This is a genomic window from Mesorhizobium sp. WSM4310 (assembly GCF_007003935.1).
In the GTDB taxonomy this organism is placed as follows: Bacteria; Pseudomonadota; Alphaproteobacteria; order Rhizobiales; family Rhizobiaceae; genus Mesorhizobium.
In genome coordinates this window covers 21,972-43,446 of sequence record NZ_VFTA01000009.1, presented here as the reverse complement: position 1 = coordinate 43,446, position 21,475 = coordinate 21,972, and the positions used below count along the sequence as shown (strand labels likewise).

General features: G+C 63.3%; 22 protein-coding genes. 8 read left to right on the top strand and 14 right to left on the bottom strand.

Annotated features, from left to right (window positions below; all coding sequences use genetic code 11):
• Positions 1–114: 114 nt before the first annotated feature.
• The 3 genes from FJV80_RS12295 to FJV80_RS12285 form a co-directional block, all read right to left on the bottom strand.
• Positions 115–1,197 (bottom strand): ABC transporter ATP-binding protein, encoded by a 1,083-nt coding sequence (locus tag FJV80_RS12295; RefSeq protein WP_095772278.1) that lies wholly within the window; start codon positions 1,195–1,197, stop codon positions 115–117.
• Positions 1,194–2,774: an iron ABC transporter permease gene (locus FJV80_RS12290; protein ID WP_185975195.1), complete on the bottom strand. Its 1,581-nt coding sequence runs from the start codon at positions 2,772–2,774 to the stop codon at positions 1,194–1,196. The genes FJV80_RS12295 and FJV80_RS12290 overlap by 4 nt, the downstream gene beginning before the upstream one ends.
• 175 nt (positions 2,775–2,949) lie before the next feature.
• Positions 2,950–3,957: an iron ABC transporter substrate-binding protein gene (locus FJV80_RS12285; RefSeq protein WP_095772371.1), complete on the bottom strand. Its 1,008-nt coding sequence runs from the start codon at positions 3,955–3,957 to the stop codon at positions 2,950–2,952.
• Between the two features lie 318 nt (positions 3,958–4,275).
• Between FJV80_RS12285 and FJV80_RS12280 the strand changes: the two genes are divergently transcribed.
• The 3 genes from FJV80_RS12280 (at position 4,276) to FJV80_RS12270 (ending at position 7,592) form a co-directional block, all read left to right on the top strand.
• Positions 4,276–4,827, top strand: coding sequence for a sigma-70 family RNA polymerase sigma factor (locus FJV80_RS12280; RefSeq protein WP_095772280.1), 552 nt, complete (start codon positions 4,276–4,278; stop codon positions 4,825–4,827).
• Position 4,828: 1 nt separating this feature from the next.
• Complete coding sequence (locus FJV80_RS12275) at positions 4,829–5,467, top strand: NrsF family protein (RefSeq protein ID WP_142876491.1); 639 nt, start codon at positions 4,829–4,831, stop codon at positions 5,465–5,467.
• A 217-nt stretch (positions 5,468–5,684) separates the two neighbouring features.
• Entirely contained in the window at positions 5,685–7,592 is a 1,908-nt protein-coding gene (locus FJV80_RS12270) for a PAS domain S-box protein (RefSeq protein WP_246688952.1), read from the top strand.
• Positions 7,593–7,688: 96 nt separating this feature from the next.
• Here FJV80_RS12270 and FJV80_RS12265 read toward each other — a convergent pair whose 3' ends face one another.
• From FJV80_RS12265 to FJV80_RS12235, 7 genes are all read right to left on the bottom strand, one after another.
• Positions 7,689–8,567: a 3-hydroxybutyryl-CoA dehydrogenase gene (locus FJV80_RS12265; protein WP_015315562.1), complete on the bottom strand. Its 879-nt coding sequence runs from the start codon at positions 8,565–8,567 to the stop codon at positions 7,689–7,691.
• 116 nt (positions 8,568–8,683) lie between these two features.
• Positions 8,684–9,613, bottom strand: a complete 930-nt coding sequence (locus FJV80_RS12260; protein ID WP_142876489.1) for an electron transfer flavoprotein subunit alpha/FixB family protein — start codon at positions 9,611–9,613, stop codon at positions 8,684–8,686.
• Positions 9,614–9,771: 158 nt separating this feature from the next.
• On the bottom strand, positions 9,772–10,521 hold the full coding sequence (locus tag FJV80_RS12255) for an electron transfer flavoprotein subunit beta/FixA family protein (RefSeq protein WP_095793239.1): 750 nt from the start codon (positions 10,519–10,521) through the stop codon (positions 9,772–9,774).
• A gap of 203 nt (positions 10,522–10,724) precedes the next feature.
• A complete protein-coding gene (locus FJV80_RS12250) occupies positions 10,725–11,525 on the bottom strand; it encodes a rhomboid family intramembrane serine protease (protein ID WP_095772285.1) in 801 nt (266 codons plus the stop codon).
• A 39-nt stretch (positions 11,526–11,564) separates the two neighbouring features.
• Positions 11,565–12,146 (bottom strand): cob(I)yrinic acid a,c-diamide adenosyltransferase, encoded by a 582-nt coding sequence (locus tag FJV80_RS12245; protein WP_095772286.1) that lies wholly within the window; start codon positions 12,144–12,146, stop codon positions 11,565–11,567.
• Between the two features lie 18 nt (positions 12,147–12,164).
• On the bottom strand, positions 12,165–12,356 hold the full coding sequence (locus tag FJV80_RS12240; RefSeq protein WP_095772287.1) for a twin transmembrane helix small protein: 192 nt from the start codon (positions 12,354–12,356) through the stop codon (positions 12,165–12,167).
• A gap of 25 nt (positions 12,357–12,381) precedes the next feature.
• Positions 12,382–13,248 carry an SDR family oxidoreductase gene (locus FJV80_RS12235; RefSeq protein ID WP_095772372.1) on the bottom strand — a complete coding sequence of 289 codons (867 nt, stop codon included), beginning with the start codon at positions 13,246–13,248 and terminating at the stop codon, positions 12,382–12,384.
• Positions 13,249–13,306: 58 nt separating this feature from the next.
• On the opposite strand from FJV80_RS12235, the gene FJV80_RS12230 reads away from it, so the two are divergent.
• Complete coding sequence (locus FJV80_RS12230) at positions 13,307–14,158, top strand: YihY/virulence factor BrkB family protein (RefSeq protein ID WP_027047430.1); 852 nt, start codon at positions 13,307–13,309, stop codon at positions 14,156–14,158.
• Positions 14,159–14,259: 101 nt separating this feature from the next.
• On the opposite strand, the gene FJV80_RS12225 is transcribed toward FJV80_RS12230, so the two are convergent.
• Positions 14,260–15,174: a DMT family transporter gene (locus FJV80_RS12225; RefSeq protein WP_095787865.1), complete on the bottom strand. Its 915-nt coding sequence runs from the start codon at positions 15,172–15,174 to the stop codon at positions 14,260–14,262.
• A gap of 149 nt (positions 15,175–15,323) precedes the next feature.
• Positions 15,324–16,199 carry a tRNA glutamyl-Q(34) synthetase GluQRS gene (gene gluQRS / locus FJV80_RS12220; RefSeq protein WP_142876488.1) on the bottom strand — a complete coding sequence of 292 codons (876 nt, stop codon included), beginning with the start codon at positions 16,197–16,199 and terminating at the stop codon, positions 15,324–15,326.
• Positions 16,200–16,274: 75 nt separating this feature from the next.
• Here gluQRS and FJV80_RS12215 point away from each other — a divergent pair, with 75 nt between their 5' ends.
• Both FJV80_RS12215 and FJV80_RS12210 read left to right on the top strand, forming a co-directional pair.
• Positions 16,275–16,916 carry a DNA-3-methyladenine glycosylase gene (locus FJV80_RS12215; RefSeq protein ID WP_142876487.1) on the top strand — a complete coding sequence of 214 codons (642 nt, stop codon included), beginning with the start codon at positions 16,275–16,277 and terminating at the stop codon, positions 16,914–16,916.
• Positions 16,917–17,044: 128 nt separating this feature from the next.
• Entirely contained in the window at positions 17,045–17,602 is a 558-nt protein-coding gene (locus FJV80_RS12210; RefSeq protein ID WP_010911702.1) for an HNH endonuclease, read from the top strand.
• 383 nt (positions 17,603–17,985) lie between these two features.
• On the opposite strand, the gene FJV80_RS12205 is transcribed toward FJV80_RS12210, so the two are convergent.
• Both FJV80_RS12205 and FJV80_RS12200 read right to left on the bottom strand, forming a co-directional pair.
• Positions 17,986–18,504, bottom strand: a complete 519-nt coding sequence (locus FJV80_RS12205) for a disulfide bond formation protein B (RefSeq protein WP_142876486.1) — start codon at positions 18,502–18,504, stop codon at positions 17,986–17,988.
• A gap of 28 nt (positions 18,505–18,532) precedes the next feature.
• Positions 18,533–19,117 (bottom strand): YqaA family protein, encoded by a 585-nt coding sequence (locus FJV80_RS12200; RefSeq protein ID WP_095772374.1) that lies wholly within the window; start codon positions 19,115–19,117, stop codon positions 18,533–18,535.
• A gap of 733 nt (positions 19,118–19,850) precedes the next feature.
• Between FJV80_RS12200 and FJV80_RS12195 the strand changes: the two genes are divergently transcribed.
• The gene (locus FJV80_RS12195; RefSeq protein ID WP_142876485.1) at positions 19,851–20,573 is read left to right on the top strand and encodes a LuxR family transcriptional regulator; all 723 of its coding nucleotides are present in this window, start codon (positions 19,851–19,853) and stop codon (positions 20,571–20,573) included.
• 81 nt (positions 20,574–20,654) lie between these two features.
• On the top strand, positions 20,655–21,323 hold the full coding sequence (locus tag FJV80_RS12190) for an acyl-homoserine-lactone synthase (RefSeq protein WP_142876484.1): 669 nt from the start codon (positions 20,655–20,657) through the stop codon (positions 21,321–21,323).
• The last annotated feature ends 152 nt before the right edge of the window (positions 21,324–21,475 follow it).

Here is a 21,475-nt window from a genome sequence, read left to right as displayed (position 1 = left end):
CCTTCGGTCGCCTAATGCATGTCGCCCAAAAGTGACCTCGGTTTTGGGAGAAACGACATGCATAAAGCAGAGACCTAAAGCGCGTCGCATGAATCCATTTCAACGCGACGCGCTTTAGACGAACACATGCGCCTTTCCCGACACGGTGAGCCGGACGATCTCACCGACCGTCGGTGCGTCCATGCCGGATTTGCGCAGGATCAGCGGCGTGTTGCCGATGGCGGCGGCGTCCGGGGGATCGGCATTGTTCAGGAGCCGCACCGCGATCATGCATGTCGAGCCGGCGAATTCCGATTCCGTCACTTCGCCGAACAGCATGTCTGGGGTGCCCGACATGCCTTCGCGCGACGTGCGTTTCAGCCCGATCTGCTCCGGCCGCAGCATGATGCGGGCGACATCGCGGCTGTCATTGGTATCGACGGCGATGCGGCCGAGCGGCGAGTTGGCGAAGCCGCCCGAAATGCTCGCCGGCAGGATGATGGCGTCGCCGAGGAATTCGGCGATCATCCTGTCCTTCGGCTTGAGGTAGAGATCGCGAGGCGTGCCGACCTGCGAGAATTTTCCATCGCGCATCACCGCCACCTGGGCAGCGAAGGACAGTGCTTCGGCCTGGTCGTGTGTCACCAGGATGGTGGTGATGCCGGCCGCCTCCAGAAGTTCGGCCACGGCCTTGCGCATCGAGGCGCGCAAGCCGGTGTCGAGCGCCGAGAACGGCTCGTCGAGCAGCATCAGCCGCGGCTTCATCGCCATGGCGCGGGCGAGCGCCACGCGCTGCTGCTGGCCGCCGGAAAGCTCGTGTGGGCGGCGCTTGAGGATCGCCTTGTCGAGCCCGACGATGTAGGCCAACTCGACGATGCGCTCGGCGCGTTTGTCATCGCCGCGGCCCATGCCGAAACCGATATTGTCGCCGATGGTCAGATGCGGGAACAGGGCGCCGTCCTGCGCCACCACGCCGATGCCGCGGCGATGCGCCGGGACGGCGGCGCTGCCATTGGCCAGCACCTCGCCACCGAGCACGATGCGGCCCTGGTCCGGTGCCTCGAAGCCGGCGATCAGGCGCAGCAAGGTGGTCTTGCCGCAGCCGGAGGGACCGACGATCGCGGTCCGGCTGCCGCTGGCGACATCGAGGTCGACACCGGCCAATGCGGCGACCGGGCCGTAATGCTTGTGCAGGCCGCGGATTTCGAGAAAGCTCATCGTCCGGCCATCCGTTTCGACTGGACATAGAGCAGCCAGGTCAGGGGCAGCGACATCGCCACCATGATGAAGGCGTAGGGGGCCGCCGAGGCGTAGTCGATCTCGCTGCTGTAGGACCAGAATGCCATCGCCAGCGTGCGGGTGCCGTTCGGTGCCAGCATCTGGGTCGCGGTCAGTTCGTTCATGATGCCGAGCGCCACCAGCGCCATGCCGGCCGCGGCACCAGGGGCCGACAGGCGGATGGTGGTCGACCACAGCGCGTTGAGTGGACGCCTGCCGAGGCTGGACGCGGCGCGCTCGAGCTCGACCGGTGCCTGGGCGATCGAGGCGCGCAGGCTGACCAGGGCGCGCGGCAGGAACATGAGGGCATAGGCGACCAGGATGGTGAACAGAGTCTGATAGAGCGGAAGCGCGGTCCGCACGGTGATGGTGACCAGCGCCAGCGCAATGACGACACCCGGTAGCGATCCGACGATGTAGTTGCAACCTTCCAGCAGGCGCTGCAGCGGCCCTGGGGCGCGGATCGAGATCCAGGCCATCGGCATGGCAGCGACAGTGGCAAGCAGTGCCCCGGCAAGCGACAGGAACAGCGTCTGGCCGAGCGCCAGGCCAATCTCGTCGAGACGCCAGACCTCGGCGCCGCCGGCGATGAGCCAGCGGCCGATGGTCACGAACGGCACGCCGAGCGCCAGCAGCGTGGTGGCGACCAGCAAGAGCAGGCTCGGCATGGTGGCGCGGCCGAGGTTCGTGCGCTGCTGGGAACGCGCCGCGCCGGCGCCGACACGGGCATAACGCTCCTCGCCGCGCACCAGCACTTCGAGGCCCAGAAGCACGAAGCAGCAGGTCACCAGCACGCCGGCCAGCATGTTGGCGGCCGGTCCGTTGAAGGTCGATTGAAACTGGTCGACGATCGCCGTGGTGAAGGTGTCGAAGCGGATGAAGACATAGAGGCCGTATTCGGCCAGCAGATGCAGTCCGACCAGCAGCGAGCCGCCGCAGATGGCGAGCCTGAGCTGCGGCATCACGACACGCCAGAAGACGCGCGATGGCCCAAGGCCAAGGGCGGCTGCCGCGTCCTCCAGGGCCGGATCGAGACGGCGCAGCGCTGCCGATATGGGCAGATAGAGGAAGGGAAAATAGGCGATCACGGACACCAGCACGCCGGCCCACAGGCCATGCAGGACGGGCACCATGGTGATCCAGGCATAGGAGTGCACGAAAGCGGGGATGGCGAGCGGCGCCACGCACAGCCAGGCCCACAGCCTGGCGCCGGGCAGGTCGCTGCGCTCGGTCAGCCAGGCCAGCGCGACAGACAGTATGATGGCGATCGGCACGGTCAGCAGCACCAGCAGCGTGGTGTTGACCAGCAGTTCCCCGACGCGCGGCCTGAAGACCAGCGCCGACACGGTCTCCCAGCCGGTCTGCACCGCGATCCAGACGATGAAGGCAAGCGGCAAAAGGGCGAACAGCGCGACGAAGACGGCGGCGGAGACAAGCCAGCGTGCCGCCCGCCGATGCGGCATTCGGCGCATCTTCGACGGCAAGCCGGCGCGCCCGAGATCGACGGCGGACTGCATCAGCTCGGACGCCCGACGGTTGCGGCGGCGTGCCGGCAATCGAGGGACCACGGTCGGAGGTCAGGAACGCAGCGTGTCGTCATCGACGAATGCCATCTCGAAAACAAAACGCTCCCGCGGAAGGTGGATTCCCGCGGGAGCACGGTCGGTTTGTCCTTATTAGGACGAACGGCAACTAAAGCAAGCCGGCTGCCGTCATCAGGTCGGTGACCTTCTTGGAGTTCAGCGTCGTGGCGTCGACTTTCGGTGCCTGCAGGTCGGCCAGCGGAACGAGCTTCGGGTTGGACTCGGCACCCTTGCCGACGGCGTATTCGAAGGAGTTTCCGTTCTTCAGCACATCCTGGCCGCCCTTGCCGGTCACCCATTTCAGGAAGGCCTGGGCTTCCTTCTGATGCTTGCTCGAGGCGAGCACGCCCCCACCCGAGACCGAGACGAAGGCGCCTGGATCCTGGTTCTTGAAATAGTGCAGCGCGACGTTCTTGCTGTTCTCGCCGGTCTTGGCCTGATCGCCGAAGTAGTAATAGTGGTAGATCACCCCACCCTCGATCTCGCCGGCGTTGACCGCCTTCATCACCGTGCTGTTGCCCTTGTAGGCGGTGAAGTTCTCCTTCATCGCCTTCAACCAGTCCGCCGTGGCGGCCTCGCCCTTGAGCTGCAGCAGCGCGCTGACGATGGCCTGGAAATCGGCGCCCGACGGCGAGGCCGCCCAGCGGCCCTTCCAACTCGGGTCGGCGAGGTCGAGCAGCGACTTGGGCAACTGCTCGGTCTTGAGCTTGGTCGTGTTGTAGGCAAAGACGGTGCTGCGCGCGGCCACACCCACCCATTTGCCGCTGGCCGCCTGATAGTCCTGCGGCACCTGTGCCAGCGTGTCGGCATCGACGGGCGCGAACAGGCCGGCATTCTCGACCAGCACCATGGCGGGCGAATTCTCCGTCAGGAACACGTCGGCGGGCGAGGCGGCCCCTTCGGCGACGATCTGGTTGGAGAAATCGCTGTCGCCGCCATTGCGCAGCGTGACCTTGATGCCGGTCTCCTTGGTGAAACCTTCGGCCCATTCCTTGCCCAGGCTTTCGTGCTGGGCGTTGTAGACGATGATGCCGGCATCCTCGGCCCGCGCCGGACCGGCGGCCAGGCCGATTGCAAGTGCGGTGGCGCCGACAAGGGCGGAAAGGGTGTATCTCATGGCGTCATCCTCGCTTTCGTTGGTCTTGGCACGCCGCACCTATCGATACATGACACGAATAGTCAACATTGTTGGCCTGCTTCAATCGGTCGCTGAGGCACAAAGAGCGGCGCGAGGCGGACAATTCCATGTGATGGCATCCCGGACCGACGGTTTCCGCAAGACGTACGAGCAAGGCCCATGAAGTCGTCCGGTCTGAGGCTGAGCCTCCAGGACCCGCAAACTTTCGTGATTTGCCCGCAGTTTGGCTTGGACATTATTTCGCCGGCCACGTAACAAATCAGTGCCGAGGCACGAAAATCGGGGGAGTGAACTCTTGTGAGCGGCAAGGACGAGGCCGAGCTTTCCCGGCTGTTGCGGGCCGCGATCGCCGGAGATGAAAAGGCCTATGCCGACTTTCTGCACCGGATTGCCGCGCTGGTGCGCGGCTTTGTCCGGCGCAAGATCGTGCAGGGCGGAGTCGATCCCGAGGATGTCGTGCAGGAAACCTTGCTGGCCATTCATGTGAAACGGCATACCTGGCGCCAGGACGCGCCGGTGCTGCCGTGGATCTATGCGATTGCCCGCTTCAAGCTGATCGATGCGTTCCGGCGGCGCGGTCGGCGCATCGAAATCGATGTCGACGATATTGCGGAGACCTTCGCCGAACCGGAAACCGAAACCGTCAGCGAGCGCGACATCAACAGGGCCCTGGACGGGCTGCCGCCGGCACAGCGTTCGGTGGTTTCGGCCGTATCCGTGGAAGGCCGCTCGATCGGCGAGACGGCAGCGAAGTTCGGCATCAGCGAGACGGCGGTGCGTGTGTCGCTGCATCGCGGGCTAGCCGCCATAGCCAAGCGATTCGGGCAGGGGCGAGTCGGGCGGGAATGACATGAGGACCGAAGATCTCATCAAGGCGCTCGACGCCGATGCAAGCAGCAGGGCGATGCCGCTGCGCTCGGCCTGGTGGCTGGCGGCTGGCGTGGCCATTGTCATCGCGGCAATCGTTTTCCTGCTGACGATCGGCCCGCGCCCCGATTTCATGGTGGCCGCGCACACGATGCGCTTCCTGTCCAAATTCGTTTTCACCATCGTGCTTGCCGTCACCGCCTTCGGCCTGATCCGGGCGCTGTCGACACCTGGCGCCTCAACGGCCAGGGCCATGGCCTGGATGGCCGCGGCTCCTCTGCTGGTGGCCGTGGCGGTGGTTCTGGAGCTCTTCATGGTGCCGGAGGCGTTGTGGGGCACCAGGATGATCGGCTCCAACATGATGATCTGCATGGGCTTCATCCCGCTGATCGGCATCGGCCCGCTGGCCATTTTCCTGTGGATGCTGCGCTATGGCGCGCCGACACGGCCGGTGCTTGCCGGCGCGGTGGCGGGGTTGCTCGCCGGCGGGCTGGCGGCGACCTTCTATGCCGCGCACTGTTTCGACGATTCGCCGCTTTTCGTCGCCACCTGGTACACGATCGCGATCGCCCTTCTCACCTTGCTCGGCGCGCTCGGCGGACGGTTTTTCGTGCGCTGGTAGCAGGATAGAAGCGACCACACCCCGTGCACACCGATCCTTAATCATGCCGGCGATTGTTTGCCGGTTGACCATATCGCGGTACCCCCACGCAACCTTTCCTTAAAATCGATCCTTCAGGGTTCTCTCGAGAAAAAAGCGATTGCCCACGGGGGTGGCACGGATCGTGAGACTGCGAGGACCGATCAGGTTCGACAAACATGCAACTCCGGCGTTGCTCGTGGCCGGCTTCGCCGTGGCCGCGGTCCTGGTCGTGCTGTCGAGGCTGGACCTTGGCGCGGAAGCGCTCAGACTTTGCCTTCAAATGTCGGTCGCGATGACAATCGGCGCGCTTTTCTTCGCCTGTCTTTTCATCGGCCGCATCTCGAAAGATCGGCGGCAGATCGCCGAGAGCGAGCAGCGCTTCCGCCAGGCGATGGAGGACTCGGCAATCGGCATCGCCGTCGTCGGCCTCGATGGGCGCATTGTGCAAACCAATCCGGCGTTCGCCTCGATGCTCGGCTACAGCCGCGAAGAGATCGAGGCGCTGACCTTCTTCCAGATCACGCACCCCGACGACCTGCATGTCGGGCGGGAGACCATGGAAGGCATCAAAGCTGGCACGGTCAACGCCTTCCAATTCGAGAAGCGCTACCTCAAGAAGGACGGTACAGCCGTCTGGGCGCATCTCGCCGGCTCCGTCATTCGAGAGGAGAAGAGCGGCCGCGCGCTCTATCTCGTTTCACAGATCGAGGACATCGACGCGCGCAAACAGGCCGAGGCGCGTATCGCCGAGGCCGAAACGCGCTGGAATTTCGCGCTTGCCGGCGCCGGCCAGGGCGTCTGGGATCTCGACATCCGCAAGGGCGGCACGACCTACTCCTCGACCTGGGTCAAGATGCTGGGTTATGCGGATGGCGAACTCGACGGCGACCCCGATCTTTGGCTGACGATGATCCATCCCGACGACCGCGAAACCGTCGCCGAGGCGGATCGCGCCCATCTAGACGGCCAGACAGAGTTCTTCGAGGCCGAGTTCAGGATGCGTCACAAGGACGGCCGCTGGATCTGGATCCTCGACCGCGGCAAGGCCATCGAGCGTGACGGGGACGGGCGTCTGATCCGGGCCATCGGCAGCCTGACCGACATCACCCGGCGCAAGGAGGCCGAGGAGCGTCTGACCGTATCGGCGGCAATGCTGGCCGACGAGAAAGAGCGGCTCCGGGTGACGCTGCAATCGATCGGCGATGCCGTCATCTGTACCAATGCGGCGAACCGCGTCACCTTCATGAATCCGGTTGCCGAGAAGCTGACCGGCGTCCCGACGGAGGCGGCTCTCGGCAAGACGCTCGGTCATGTCTATTGGGCGGTGGACGAGGAGACGGGACACAGGATCGGCGTGACACGGCCGGCGATCGGTGCGGAGACGCCCTCCGACCAGAACAGCCGCGCCGTGCTGGTCCGCCGCGACGACACACGCTGCAGTATCCGTCAGGTCGTGTCGCCGATCATGAACGAGCGCAACGAATTCTGCGGGCTGGTCATCGTTTTCCAGGATTTTACCGATGCACGCGCCCTGCAGCGGCAGCTTGCACACGCCGCCGCGCATGATGCGCTGACCGGCCTTGCCAATCGCTCGAGCTTCATCCGCACCATGGAGGAACTGGTCGTTCAGGCCCGCAAGGATGCCGCCGGGGCTGGCAGCAGCCGCCATCAGTTCATGTTCATCGACCTCGACCATTTCAAGCTGGTCAACGACACCGGCGGTCACGCCGCCGGAGACGCCTTGCTGAAGCGGGTCGCACAGGCCGTGCGTGGCGTAGTCGGGCCCGAAGACCTCGTCGCGCGCCTGGGCGGCGACGAATTCGCGGTCATCCTGAAATCGGGCTCGACCGCCGGCGCCAGGGTCGCGGCGCGCTCCATCATCGATGCGATAGCGGGATTGAACTTCAGCTGGGATGGCCGGCCGCATGCCATCGGCGCCAGCATCGGTGTTGCCGCAATCAACGCCAATTGCGGCGAAGCAGACGAGATCATCGCAAGGGCCGACGCCGCCTGCTATGCCGCCAAGGCGGCCGGCCGCGGGTGCGTCTGCGTGGCGCCCGACGACAAGTCGGAGCCGCAGGCGCCGCTTGCCGCGGCGTCGTGAACGGACGCGCTCTATCTCCTTGTTTTAACGCAATTCCCAAGCGAAAGCGCTTCGCGCTCTTCCCGGGAAACCGTTCACTCTTTTCGTGGAATTGGCCTAGCGCGTCGGAACGGGGTGCTCGCCGCGATAGTCGTAGAAACCGCGCCCGGTCTTGCGGCCGAGCCAGCCGGCTTCGACATATTTCACCAGCAGCGGGCAGGGGCGATACTTCGAATCCGACAGGCCGTCATGCAGCACCTGCATGATCGACAGGCAGGTGTCGAGGCCGATGAAATCGGCCAGCTGCAGCGGTCCCATCGGATGATTGGCGCCGAGCCGCATGGCGGTGTCGATGGCGTCGACGGAGCCGACACCCTCATAGAGCGTGTAGATCGCCTCGTTGATCATCGGCAGCAGGATGCGATTGACGATGAAGGCCGGGAAATCCTCCGAGACCGTGATCGTCTTGTCGAGCTGCTTCACATAGGTCTTGGCGGCCTCGAAGGTCTGATCCTCGGTGGCGATGCCGCGCACCAGCTCGACCAGCTTCATCAGCGGCACCGGGTTCATGAAATGTATGCCGATGAAGCGCTCCGGCCGGTCGGTCTGCGCGGCGAGCCGCGTGATCGAGATCGACGAGGTGTTGGTCGCCAGTATGGCTTCAGGATTGAGCTGCGGACAGAGCTGCGCGTAGATCTTGCGCTTGACCGTCTCGTCCTCGGTCGCCGCCTCGATCACCAGATCGGCGCCGGCAAGATCGGCCATCGTCGGTGCGGAGGCAATGCGCGCCATCGCCTGGTTGCGCAGCTTCTCGTCGAGCTTGCCGGAGCCCACCTGGCGGGCCATGTTGCCGCTGATGGTGGCGATGCCCTTTTCAATGCGGTCGGGCGAAATATCGTAGATCAGCACCTTGTAGCCCGAAAGCGCGGAGACATGGGCGATACCCCCACCCATCTGGCCTGCGCCGATGATGCCGATCGTCTCGATCTTGCTCATTACACCGATCCCGTCCAAAGGCTTTTGCAGCCTGCTTTTTGTGCGGTGCAAACTAAAAGGGCGGGGCGACTTCGTCTACCCCACCCCAAGCATTTAATACGCTTTGCCAGAGAGCGTCAAAGCGCCTTCTGCAACTCCGGCAGAATGACGAAGAGATCGCCGACGAGGCCGTAGTCGGCAACCTGGAAGATCGGCGCCTCCTCGTCCTTGTTGATGGCGACGATGACCTTGGAATCCTTCATGCCGGCGAGATGCTGGATGGCGCCGGAGATGCCGACCGCGATGTAGAGGTCCGGAGCGACCACCTTGCCGGTCTGGCCGACCTGCCAGTCGTTCGGTGCGTAGCCGGCATCGACAGCGGCACGCGAGGCGCCGACCGCCGCACCGAGCTTGTCGGCGACCGGCAGGATGACCTCCTGGAACTTCTCCGACGAGCCGAGCGCGCGGCCGCCCGAGATGATGATCTTTGCCGAGGTCAGTTCCGGACGGTCCGTCTCCGAGAGCTTGTTCTCGACGAAGGTGGACAGGCCGGGATTGGCTGCGGCGTTGACCGTCTCGACCTGGGCCGAGCCGCCCTCGGGCGCCGCCTGGAAGGAGGCGGTTCGCACGGTGATGACCTTCTTGGCGTCTGTCGATTGCACGGTCTGGATGGCGTTGCCGGCATAGATCGGGCGCTTGAACGTGTCCGGCGAGACCACTTCGATGATCTCGGAGACCTGCGCGACATCGAGCAGGGCCGCGACGCGCGGCGCGACATTCTTGCCCGACGAGGTCGCCGGCGCGATGATGGCGTCGTAACCGCCAGCAAGCGACACGACGAGGGCTGCCGTCGGTTCGGCGAGGCGCTCGGCGAGCTCGTCTGCTTCGGCAAGCAGCACCTTGCCGACGCCCTTGAGCTTGGCGGCAGCGTCCGCCGCACCCTTGGCGCCCTTGCCGGCCACCAGCACATGCACGTCCGAGCCGATCTGCAGGGCCGCCGAAAGCGCCTTGGCGGTCTGGTCGGAAAGGCTGGCATTGTCGTGTTCAGCAATCAGAAGAATAGCCATTGATGATATTCCTGACTTTCGTTTTCGAGGCTCCCTGAAATCCGGTCAGGCCGAGTCGAAAACGGTTGGTTTCGAGAACCGGAGCGGAGCGTACTTTTGTACGTGAGCACCGGAAGCGGAGAAACCGGCCGTTTGCAGGCCGGCCTCATCGGATTTCCTTACAAAACGCCGGCTTCGTTCTTCAGCTTGTCGACCAGTTCGGCGACGCTCTTGACCTTGACGCCCGCCTTGCGGCCGCCCGGCTCCTCGGTCTTGATGATCTTCAGCCGCGGCTTGACGTCTGCGCCGTAGTCGGCCGGAGTCTTTTCGTCGAGCTGCTTCTTCTTGGCCTTCATGATGTTGGGCAGCGAGGCATAGCGCGGCTGGTTGAGGCGAAGATCGGCGGTGACGATCGCCGGCATCTTCAATTCCACCGTCTGCAGGCCGCCGTCGACTTCGCGCGTCACCTTGGCCTTGTCGCCGTCGAGCACCACCTTGGAGGCGAAAGTGCCTTGCGCCCAGCCGAGCAGGGCCGCCAGCATCTGGCCGGTCTGGTTGGAATCGTCGTCGATCGCCTGCTTGCCGAGAATGACGAGGCCGGGCTGTTCGGCCTCGACGACGCCCTTCAGCACCTTGGCGACGCCGAGCGGCTCGGTCTGCTCGTCGGTCTTGACCAGGATGGCGCGGTCGGCGCCCATGGCGAGCGCGGTGCGCAGGGTTTCCTGCGCCTGCTGCGGGCCGATCGAGACGACAATGATCTCCTCCGCCTTGCCGGCTTCCTTGAGCCGGATCGCCTCTTCCACCGCGATCTCATCGAACGGGTTCATCGCCATCTTGACGTTGGCGAGTTCCACCGCCGAACCGTCGGCCTTCACGCGAACCTTGACGTTCGCATCCACAACCCGCTTCACGGGCACAAGGATCTTCATTTGCCTGTCACCTCTTCACGCTAGTTGGGCGCGCTATAACAGCTTGCGCCCCTTCTGAGTTGTCGAAAGCCGACATTCCGGATGGAAATTCTGGTCTTTGCCCGTCTTGGACTGCTCCTTAACAGCCTTGGGGCTCGGACGGAGACGTTTCCGTAGTTGCGGTAACCCTTGCCGTCAATACGCTGAAAGCGGCTCAAATCGGTTCAGTTTGGGCCAGGGGGGGTTCCCCGGCCCCAGCGCGTCGTGGTGGCCTGCGGTTCAGGCGCCGCTGGTTCGGCAGCAACCGGCGGCTGGTCGAGCTTGGGAGCCACGGCATCCTCGTCCGCGCCGGCAAAAAGCGGCACGCCGCGGCTGCGCAGGACCAGCACCAGCACCGCGCCGGCGATGATGCCGCCAATATGGCAGGCCCAGGAAATCTGGTCCTCGCCGCCGGCGGCGAACATGAAGACCTGGAACAGCACCCACAGGATAAGCGGGATGAAGGCCGGAATGCGCAGCGGGATGCGGGCAAAGGCCAGGACCCAGACCTTAACCCTGGGATAGAGGATCAGATAGGCGACGACCACGCCGGCGATGGCGCCGGAGGCGCCGATCAGCGGCACCTGCGAATCCCAGGCGACAAGCCCCTGGAAGGCGGCGCCGGCGATGGCGCACAGGAGATAGAAGATCAGGTAGCGGATGTGGCCGAGCGCGTCCTCGACATTGTCGCCGAACACCCACAGGAACAGCATGTTGCCGCCAAGATGAAAGATGTCCGCATGCAGGAAGGAATAGGTAAGGTAGCTCAGGCTTTCCGGAATGATGATGAACCGAGGATCAAGCTCGGCCGTGTTGTGAACCACGGACGGAATAAAGCCGAGGCCAAGCACGGCGGCATTGGTGAAGTTCTCGCCGCCGAGTGCCGTGGCGCAATAGACCAGCGCGTTGACCACGATCAGGCCGATCGTCACATATTGCAGGCGGATGTGGCGCAGCCTGTTTGTGTCGTAAAGCGGGATGAACATGCGTGCCTGGTCCCCTCCCGCCTTTTCGATCCGTTCAGCTCAGCGGTTCTTGCCGGGAACCCATAGCACGTCGGCATTTCCATTGTCATTGACCGCCCGGGCGGCGACAAACAGGAAATCCGAGACGCGGTTGATGTATTTCAACCCCTCAGGGTTGACGTGCTCGCCCGGGTCTTGAGCCAGCGCCACCATCAGCCGTTCGGCCCGCCGCGCCACCGTGCGGGCCAGATGCAGCGCCGCCGCCGCCGGCGTGCCGCCGTTGAGCACGAAGGATTTGAGCGGCTGAAGATCCTTGTTGAGGAGGTCGATGTCCTTCTCGACGCGGTCGGTCTGCGCGGCAACGATACGCAGCGGCTCGTAGCCAAGCGGCTTGCCGTCATCGGGCACGGCGAGATCGGCGCCGAGGTCGAAGAGATCGTTCTGGATGCGCGACAGCATGGCATCGATCGCCGGGTGGTTCGCTGCGGTATGCACGCGCGCCATGCCGATGCAGGCATTGGCTTCGTCGACCGTGCCGTAGGCGTCCACCCGCAGGTCGGATTTCAGCCGCCGCTCACCAGTGCCGAGACCCGTCGTGCCGTCATCGCCGGTGCGGGTGTAGATCTTGTTGAGCTTGACCATGTCGCCTCCCGAACGGCCTCACTTGCGGGTGAAATACACGGCCAGCAGGATCAGCAACAGCGCCACGGCCTGCAGCATGACGCGCGCCTGCATCAGCTTGTTCGAGGTGACGCTCGAACCGCCACGCATCATGTTGACGAGGCCTCGGATCAGCACGATCGCCACGGCGGCCATGACCAGAATGGCGAGGATGTTGAAGACGGTTGCCATTGTTGCGTTTCCAGTTGTTTCGCGTTCAGGCGCGTTTGGCCATCAGGCGGTAGAGCATCGATGCCGGCAGGATGCGTTTGAGCGCCGCGCCGATTCTGGCCGGCACAGTTACCACATAGTGCGGACGCGGGCGCGGCGACAGAAGGGCATGACGCAGAACCTTGTGGACCACTTCCGGCCCGGGCTTCAGCGCCGATTGGCTGCCGCCGGCGCGCAGACGCTCCAGCTGCGCGGCATAGTCCGCCCTGTGCACGGAATTGTCGATGTCGATGTTTTTCAGGAACCAGGGCAGGCCGTTGCTGGCGATTTTCGATTTCACCGGCCCCGGTTCGATCAGTGAAACATGGACGCCGCTGCCGACCAGTTCCTGGCGCTGGCAGAGCATCAGCGCCTCGAGCGCATGTTTGGATGCCGAATAGGCGCCGCGAAAGCGCACCGGCACCAGACCGAGGATCGACGAGCAATGGACGAGGCGGCCGTGACCCTGACGGCGCATCATCGGAACCAGGCGGCGGGTCAAGTCATGCCAGCCGAAGAAATTGACCTCGAATTGCTGCTTGAGCGCGGCCACCGACAGATCCTCGACCGCACCGGCCTGGGCGTAGGCGCCGTTGTTGAACAGGGCATCGAGCCGGCCGCCGGTGCGCTCGAGCACCGCCGTTACCAGGGCTGCAATGGAGTCCGGTTCGCTGTAATCGAGATAGAAAGCCTCGATGCCGTCGCTTTCGAGGGCGGCGATGTCCTCGGGTTTTCGGGCTGTTGCAAAGACCCGCCAGCCTTCCGCCTTGAGTGCCCGGGCGCAATATGCCCCTATGCCGGACGAGGCGCCGGTGATGATGATGGTGCGCAATTGCTGCGCCGTCGGACTCGTGGTTTCGCCAAGGGTTGCCATTTGCCGCATTCACTTCCCATATTCGCGGCGTCGAGACAATCGAAGGGAACGCGGGTTCTTGTTGCGGAATATAGTCGCCCTGCGCCGCGTGCTCTACGACGCGCTCGGCCATTTCAACACCGATGACGGCTGGGCGATGGCCAGCCATCTGGCGATTACCTCGCTGATGGCGCTGTTTCCGTTCCTGATCTTCGCCACGACGCTGGGCAGCTTCCTCGGCGCCCAGGCCTTTGCCGACACGGCCGTGCACCTGGTCTTCGACACCTGGCCCGATCAGATCGCCAAGCCGATCGCGCATGAGGTGCTGAACGTGCTGACCGTCCGGCGCACCGACCTGTTGACCTACGGCGTGCTGCTTGCCGCCTATTTTGCCTCGAACGGCATCGAGGCGCTACGCACTTCGCTCAACCGCGCCTATCGCGTCACCGAGACGCGCGGCATCATCTATCGCCGCGTGCAGAGCATCTTCTTCGTGCTGATCGCGACGGCCGGCTTCCTGGCGATCAGCGTGCTTCTGGTGTTCGCACCCCTGCTGGCGCGGCTGGCGGAGGCGCATTTCGAATGGATAAAGCCCTATACCGGCACGATCACGCTGTGGCGCTACGTCATTGCCTCGGCCGTCATCATCGGCGGGCTGTTTGCCGTGCACTACTGGCTGCCGGCCGGCAAGCGCCGCTTCGTCTCGCTGGTGCCGGGCATCGTCTTCACGCTGGCCGCATGGCTCATCGGCTCGACGATGTTCGCCACCTATCTCGACCATTTCTCGTCCTATGTGACGACTTACGCCGGGTTGGCCTCGATCATGATCGCGGTGGTCTTCCTCTACATCGTCTCGGCGATCTTCATCCTCGGCGGCGAGCTCAATGCCGCGATCAGTCGCTATCTCGAGGCGCGTGCCCGGGTCGGATGAGGCGGCGCCGATGAGGAATTGGGGAATTGAAGAACTGGAGAATTGAAGAAAAAAGGGGCCATATCTGGCGCCGTGTGCTTATTCCTCAATTCCTCAATTCCTCAATTCCTCAATTCCTCAGTTCTTTTCAATCCCTCAATTCTTCCCTTGGCAGGCCGCGCCGTCGCCAGGCCGACGCCGAAGGTGGTGATCGCCATGCCGACGATCTGCAGCGCGTTGAGCTGTTCGTCGAACAGGGCCCAGGCGATGACCGCCGTCACCGCCGGCACCAGGTAGAACAGCGAGGCGACTTTCGACATTTCGCCGTCACGAATCATCACCATCAGCAGGAAGATGGCGCCGAGCGACAGCACCAGCACCAGCCAGGCCATGGCGAAGATCAGTTCGCCGTTGATGATGACGGTGTGCGTTTCGAAGGCGAGCGCGGCCAGGATCATCAGCGAGGCGCCGCCGACATATTGCCACATCGTCGCGGCGACGAGGTCGCCGCCGGAAGCAAAACGCTTCTGCCAGATGGTGCCGGCGCTCATGCCGAGCACCGAGACCAGCGAGGCGGTCAGCGTCGCCGCGGTCACGCCACCACCGAGCGCGCCAAGCTTTGGCCACAGCACGATGACGATGCCGATCAGGCCAATGCCAAGGCCGAGCCAGTGGCGCGGCAGGATCGCTTCTCCCAGGAACTTGCCGGCAAGCACTGCGGTGATCAGCGGCTGCAGGCCGACGATCAGGGCCGAAAACCCGGCCGGCATGCCCCTGTGGATGGCCCAGAAGACGGCGCCGAGATAGACACCATGCATCAGCACGCCGGCGCCGGTGGCGTGTAGCGCCTCCTTGCGGGTGGCTCGCTTCGAACCCAGAACGGGCATCAGGGCTGCCAGCAGGATGGCCGCTATGACGAAACGGGCGGCGAGGAAGGTGAACGGCTCCGCCCATGGCATGGCATAGCGCGCGCCGATGAAGCCCGTTGCCCACAGGACGACGAAGGTGGCGGGGATGAACCGCTTGATGCTTTGCATTTTCCGGAGACCGCCACGCTGGTGAAAAACTGACCGTGGCGCTGCTCTAATCCCGTTCTACCCGGCGCGCAAAACGAAACGATTGATCCATGCATCACCGGAATTCAATCGGTGGCGGATTCGTCACGCGTGCCCAGAGCTCCACCGGCTCAGAGACCGACCATCCGTCTGACGTCGTCAGGCGATGCGCCGGCCTCGCGCAGCTTGCCAAGGCCGATGTCGCCAAGGCTTTTCGACAGTTTCCGCCCGTCCGGCCCAAGGATGAGCCGATGGTGGAAATAGGCGGGTTGCGGAAGCCCAAGAAATTCCTGCAGCAGGCGCTGCACGCCGGTGGCGGAAAACAGGTCCTGCCCACGCACGACATGACTGACCGCTTGCAGGGCGTCGTCGACAATGACGGCCAGGTGGTAGCTGGTCGGGATGTCGCGGCGCGCCACGATCACGTCGCCCCAGTCGTGCGGGCGGGCCTCGACCGAGCGCGTCGCCGATAGCGTCTCATCGCTGAATTCGGTCCATGCGAGGTCCCTGCCTACGCGTGTAACAGCGGCATCGACATCAAGTCGCCAGGCGAAGGGCTCGTTTTCGGCGATACGCCGTTTGCGTTCCTTCAGCGGCAACGCCTTGTCGGACGGAGGATAGAGTGGCACGCCATCGGGATCGCGCGGCCAGTCACGCCCGCGCTTTTCGCTGTCGGCTATGAAGGCCCTGATCTCGCCACGGCTCATGAAGGCGGGGTAGACGAGGTCCTCGCGGATCAGCCGGTCGAGCACCGCCTGATATTCTGCGAAATGCTCCGACTGGCGGCGCACCGGCTCTTCCCAGCCAAGGCCCAGCCACTTCAGGTCGGCAAGCACGCCGGCTTCGAATTGCGGCGTGCAGCGCGTGGTGTCGATGTCCTCGATGCGCAGCAGCAGGCGGCCGTCGTGGGTCTGCGCGAGCTTCTGGTTGAGCAGCGCCGAATAGGCATGGCCGAGATGCAGTTCTCCGTTGGGGCTGGGCGCGAAGCGGAATGTCAGGAGCGTCATGTCTGAGGCGGCAATCGGGTTGTGCTGTGCTTTTGGCGGTTGCTACTTTGCTGCACATTGGCGGACAAGGATACCATGCAACGCATCGCGACACTGGACGACATTGCGCGGGGGCTCGATGCGCTTTGCATCATCGACCCGCGCCTGGAAAAGGTGCGCGGCATGGCCGGCGAGGTGCCGCTCCGGCTTTCGGAGCCGGGATTCAGGAGCCTGGCCTCGATCGTCGTCTCGCAGCAAGTGTCGCGGGCGAGCGCCGACGCCATCTTCGGCCGGCTGACGAAGCTCGTCGATCCGCTGACGCCGCAGGCGATCCTGGCCGCCGGCGAGGACATGTTTCGCGAGGCAGGCCTGTCGCGGCCCAAGCAGCGCGGACTGATCGCGGTTGCCCAGGCGGTGGCCGACGGGCTCGACCTCAATCACCTCTGTTCGCTCGACGCGACCGAGGCGATCACCGCGATGACGGCGGTGCCCGGTATCGGTCCGTGGACGGCGGAAGTGTACCTTCTGTTTGCCGCCGGGCACTCCGACATTTTCCCCGCGCGTGACGTTGCGCTGCAAAGCGCGGTCGGCCATGCGCTCGGTATCGACCCGCGTCCGCCGGAGAAAACACTGATCGCATTGGCCGAATCATGGAGCCCGTGGCGAGGTGTCGCATCGCGGCTTTTCTGGTCCTATTATCGCGAAACCAGGGGCAGGGATGCCGCGCCGCCGTCCTGAATCTACAAAAAAGCATAAAAATCGGGGTTTTTTGACGCTTTGGGCAAGCGACAATCCGCTTCACATCCCTGTCATGTCGGGCTTACAGTATCCGCGCCGTTCGGGTCTAGAACCAAGGAGGTAAACACGTGACGGTTGCCGTATCTCCGGATGGGCTTCCAGCACTGGTGCTGAACGCGGATTACCGTCCGCTCAGCTACTACCCCCTGTCGCTCTGGTCCTGGCAGGACGCCATCAAGGCGGTGTTCCTCGACCGTGTGAACATCGTCGCCGAATACGAGCATGCGGTGTCCTCGCCGACCTTCTCGATGAAGCTGCCGAGCGTGGTCAGCCTGAAGGCCTATGTGAAGCCGTCCAGGCACCCGGCCTTCACCCGCTTCAACGTCTTCCTGCGCGACCGCTTCCAGTGCCAGTATTGCGGCACGCCCGACGACCTGACCTTCGACCATGTCATCCCCCGCCATCGCGGCGGTGCGACGACCTGGGAGAATGTCGTCGCCGCCTGCTCGCCCTGCAATCTGAGGAAGGGCGGCATGATGCCGGCGCATGCCAAGATGTGGCCGCTGCAGAAGCCCTATCAGCCGACCGTGCATGATCTGCACAACAACGGCCGCCTGTTCCCGCCGAACCATCTTCATGAAAGCTGGATGGATTATCTCTACTGGGATGTCGAGCTGGAACCTTGAGATGGTTCGATCATTCGGCAGGCTGGCCGCCTGAAGCGATTTTCTGCGCTTCCGGTGCTCGCATGTCTACCTGACCATGATAATCTGATATCGGACCAGTTCGGGCGCGCTTACTTGTCAGCGGCTTCGCGATTAAGGACCGGCTTCCCCCACTCCGTCGCTGCTTCGCAGCGCCACCTCTCCCCCCTCCGGAGGGAGAGGAAGGGAGCCTATGGCGGAGCGCTGGCTGCAATAGGCTGGCGCCTTCCTCTACCCCGTCGATCGGGGGAGAGGTGGCTCGGCGAAGCCGAGACGGAGTGGGGGTCGATCTGGCTCGGAAGTCGAAAACCGCGCCATTCGACTCAGCCTGCCGAATTTCTGGACGAACTCCGCGTCGCGCAGGTCTAGTCGCGCGAAAGCGCACCGCGGAAGGCGACGGCGGCCAGGATGAGGCTGGCGATGGCGTTCCAGCCGGCCAGCGACAGGCCCAGGATGCGCAGAGCCGCCTTGTCGCAGGAGGGCGGCACGAATTTGTCGAGCGCGTCGAGCACGCCCTTGCCGCCGGTGTCGACCGGGCCGGCGCCCGCCGTGCAGTCGGTCGGACCGGCCCACCACTGCCATTCGACTCCGGAATGATAGACGCCGAGATAGAGGCCGTAGAGCATCAACAGGCCGCCAATGCCCAGCAAGCCGCGCGTCAGCCAGGCCGGCGCCCGCAGCATCGATGCGATCACCGCCAGCACCATCAGCGGCGCGCCGATATAATAGGGCGTGCGCTGCTCGAGGCAGAGATGGCAGGGGATATAGCCGCCAATATACTGGAAGCCGAGCGCCGAGCCGACGGTCGCGGCCATGGCGACGGCGAGAAACAGGGCGGTCCGTGTCCGCTGGCGTCCGGTGTCGGCATTCATGGTCGCTGTCATGGGTCTTTTGTCCGTTGGTCCGGCCCGCTTAGAACGCGTATTTGACGATGATATAGAGCAAAATCAGGGCAGCCGCCGCGGCGCCTGCGATCAGCCCGAGGCGCTTTTCGATAAATTCGCGGATCGATTCGCCATAGCGCCGCAGCAGCCAGGCCAGGAGCAGGAAGCGCGCGCCGCGAGCGACGATGGCCGAGATGATGAAGATCAGCAAATTGACGTGCAGGGCGCCGGCAAGGATGGTGACGACCTTGATTGGCGGCAGGTGCGCGAGACCGGAAGTAACAAGCAGCACCAGCATCAGACCGACGCCAGAATTCTGCCAGCGCTCGAAGGTCTCCAGGCCGCCGAAATGCTCCAGGATCGGACGGGCGATGGTGTCGTAGGCGAAATAGCCGATCATCCAGCCCGCGATGCCGCCCAGCACCGAGGCGGCGGTGGCGGTCAGCGCATAGCGGTAGGCGCGGTCGGGGCGTGCCAACGCCATCGGAAGATAGAGTACATCGGCCGGCACGAAGAAGAACGAGCTTTCAATGAAGGCGATGATGGCAAGCCACCATTCCGCGGATTTCCTGGCCGCCAGCGACAAGGTCCAGTCGTAAAGTCCGCGAAGCATCGGCACTCCTATGCGTGTCGCCCAAACGGTGCGCAGCGATTTCGGGGCAATGGCATGCACAAAACAAAAAACCCAAAGCGCGCCATCCATCCGCCGGGACGCGCCTCGCTTTGATGCGCCGCCTGTCTAGAAAGATTTTCCGCGACGCACAATGGCAGCGCGGTCACGAAATCAAAAGGCGAAGATTGGTCGCATCCTGGTGATCTCGAGATTTGGCCAGTTGACGAACAGGCCTCCGACCGTATAGTCCGCGCCCATCCAGGCCGCCCGGCCTGAGCCCCTATGGCGGAATTGGTAGACGCGCTCGACTCAAAAAGGGGTTTGTCTACCATGCGACGGAGTGTCGCAAATCCAAAAATGAATAATAAAATCAATGCTGTACTGAATCAGCCCCTCCACCCCTTGAAATGTCGCAAGGTCGTGTAGGTGCAGAATAGGAGCCGCGACCACAAGTGCTCCCGGCACCAATGGCGTACAAAAGGCATTCGTCCAAAGCACGTCGTCAATCGGCGATGCGTTTCGCTGATCTTGGAGGACTGCACACGGAGGCCCAGACTTGGGCTCCGGAGCAAGCCGATTCTGCGACGAAACGCAGGGTCTTTATCGCGCCCCGGCACGGCTTCAGCTCATTGCGTCTGACAGGCCAAGTCCCTCGCCGACGCGATTTCCGATATTCGGAGATCCTAATTTAAGCTATACTTAGATTGATTTGTATGAGGAGGGGGCCTTTTACATGATCGACGCTGACGTGTTTGACTTTGTGGAGCGCTGCCGAAAACACACGGCAACCGCGACACTTCTCGGTGATCTTCTCGGAACCGTGAGGAATCTCGGCTTCGAGCACCTTATCCTCAGCGGCGTTCCCCTCGGTGGGCAGAAGCTGGCGCCGATGGTCGAACTGAACGGCTGGCCCGAGGGCTGGTTCGAACGCTATGTGGAAGCGGAGCATGCCGCTGTCGACGGCGTTTGCATCTACTCGGCAAAAACGCTGAAGCCCTTCCTGTGGGCCGATGTTCCAGCAAAATGGTCCACCACGGAAGGCTCCCGACGCGTGTCGGGCGAGGCGACGGAGTTCGGTATCTGGAGCGGCTTTGCCGTGCCGATGCTGAGCGTCCACCATTGGCAGTCCGTCCTGTCCTTCGCCTCCTCGCAGAAGTCCTGCATGCTCTCACCGCGACAGCAAGTGCAGTTGGTGACGATGGCGGTCTATGCCGGCATGTCGATTCAAGCTTTGTCGGATGACGATGACCGGGATGAAGGCACGTTGACCGATCGGGAAAAGGAAGTGCTTTTGTGGGCGGCGGCCGGCAAGACTTCGTCGGAAACATCTCAAATTCTCGGCCTGAGTGAGCGCACGGTCAAATGGCATTCCACCCGAGCTCGGGAAGCGTTCGGTGTCGCCACCACCACGCAGGCTGTCGTCGAGGCCGTGCGCAGGCGCCTGATCCACCCGTGAATGCGTCAACTGTCCGATCGGACAGGTGTATTTTAGCATCGCTGCAATCATTCTCCCGGCGAATGGTCGGGAGACTGCGCAATGATAAGTGCCCATGTCGTCAATGCGCATAACAAGCATCTCTACGAAAACGAATTCGACGAGTTTTTGCGCAGGAGGCACGACTTTTTCGTGCATCAGAAACGTTGGCGCCCTGCGAGCCCAGACGGTCGCGAACTGGACCAATTCGATACAAATGCGGCGACCTACTTGCTGGGTTTAGAAGACGGTCGGGTGGTGACCTCGGCTCGGTTGATCCCAACGAGCGAGCCGCACATGGTCTCAGAGGTCTTCTCGCACATGTGTGAAAAATCGGGCGTCCCAAGACGTCCCGATTGGGCCGAATGGACCCGCACTTTCGTTCTTCCCGACAAACGCTCCACCGGGCTGCGGGGTACGCTGACCCAGCTATGCTGTGCGGTGATGGAATACGCTCTCGACGAGGGCCTCAGTGCAGTGGGCGGGGTCCAGGAAACCTACTTCATGCCCCATCACGGCGCACTCAAATGGCGGGCCGAGCCGATGGGTATGGCTAGGGAACAAAACGGCGAATGGTACATCGTCGCTTACATCGAGGTGAATGAAGCGGCGCTGGCGAGCGTCCGCAAAATCCTAAGGATCGATCATTCGCTGCTGGTTCGTCGCGGGAAACAGTCGTCTTTTGTCAATCCAAGAGGAGCGCCAAATCAGATAAATAATAAATTACGATAGTTTATAGAAAAACTAGAAGACGTGGCCGTCTTGACCACCGTGTGGCGACGATACGCTTGCGGTAAAATGATGAAATAATTCAGGAATTTAGTAATAGATCAAAAAAGGGGCAAAACAGCGCTCTCGCGAGCCTTCAGGGTTTGCTGGGTGGC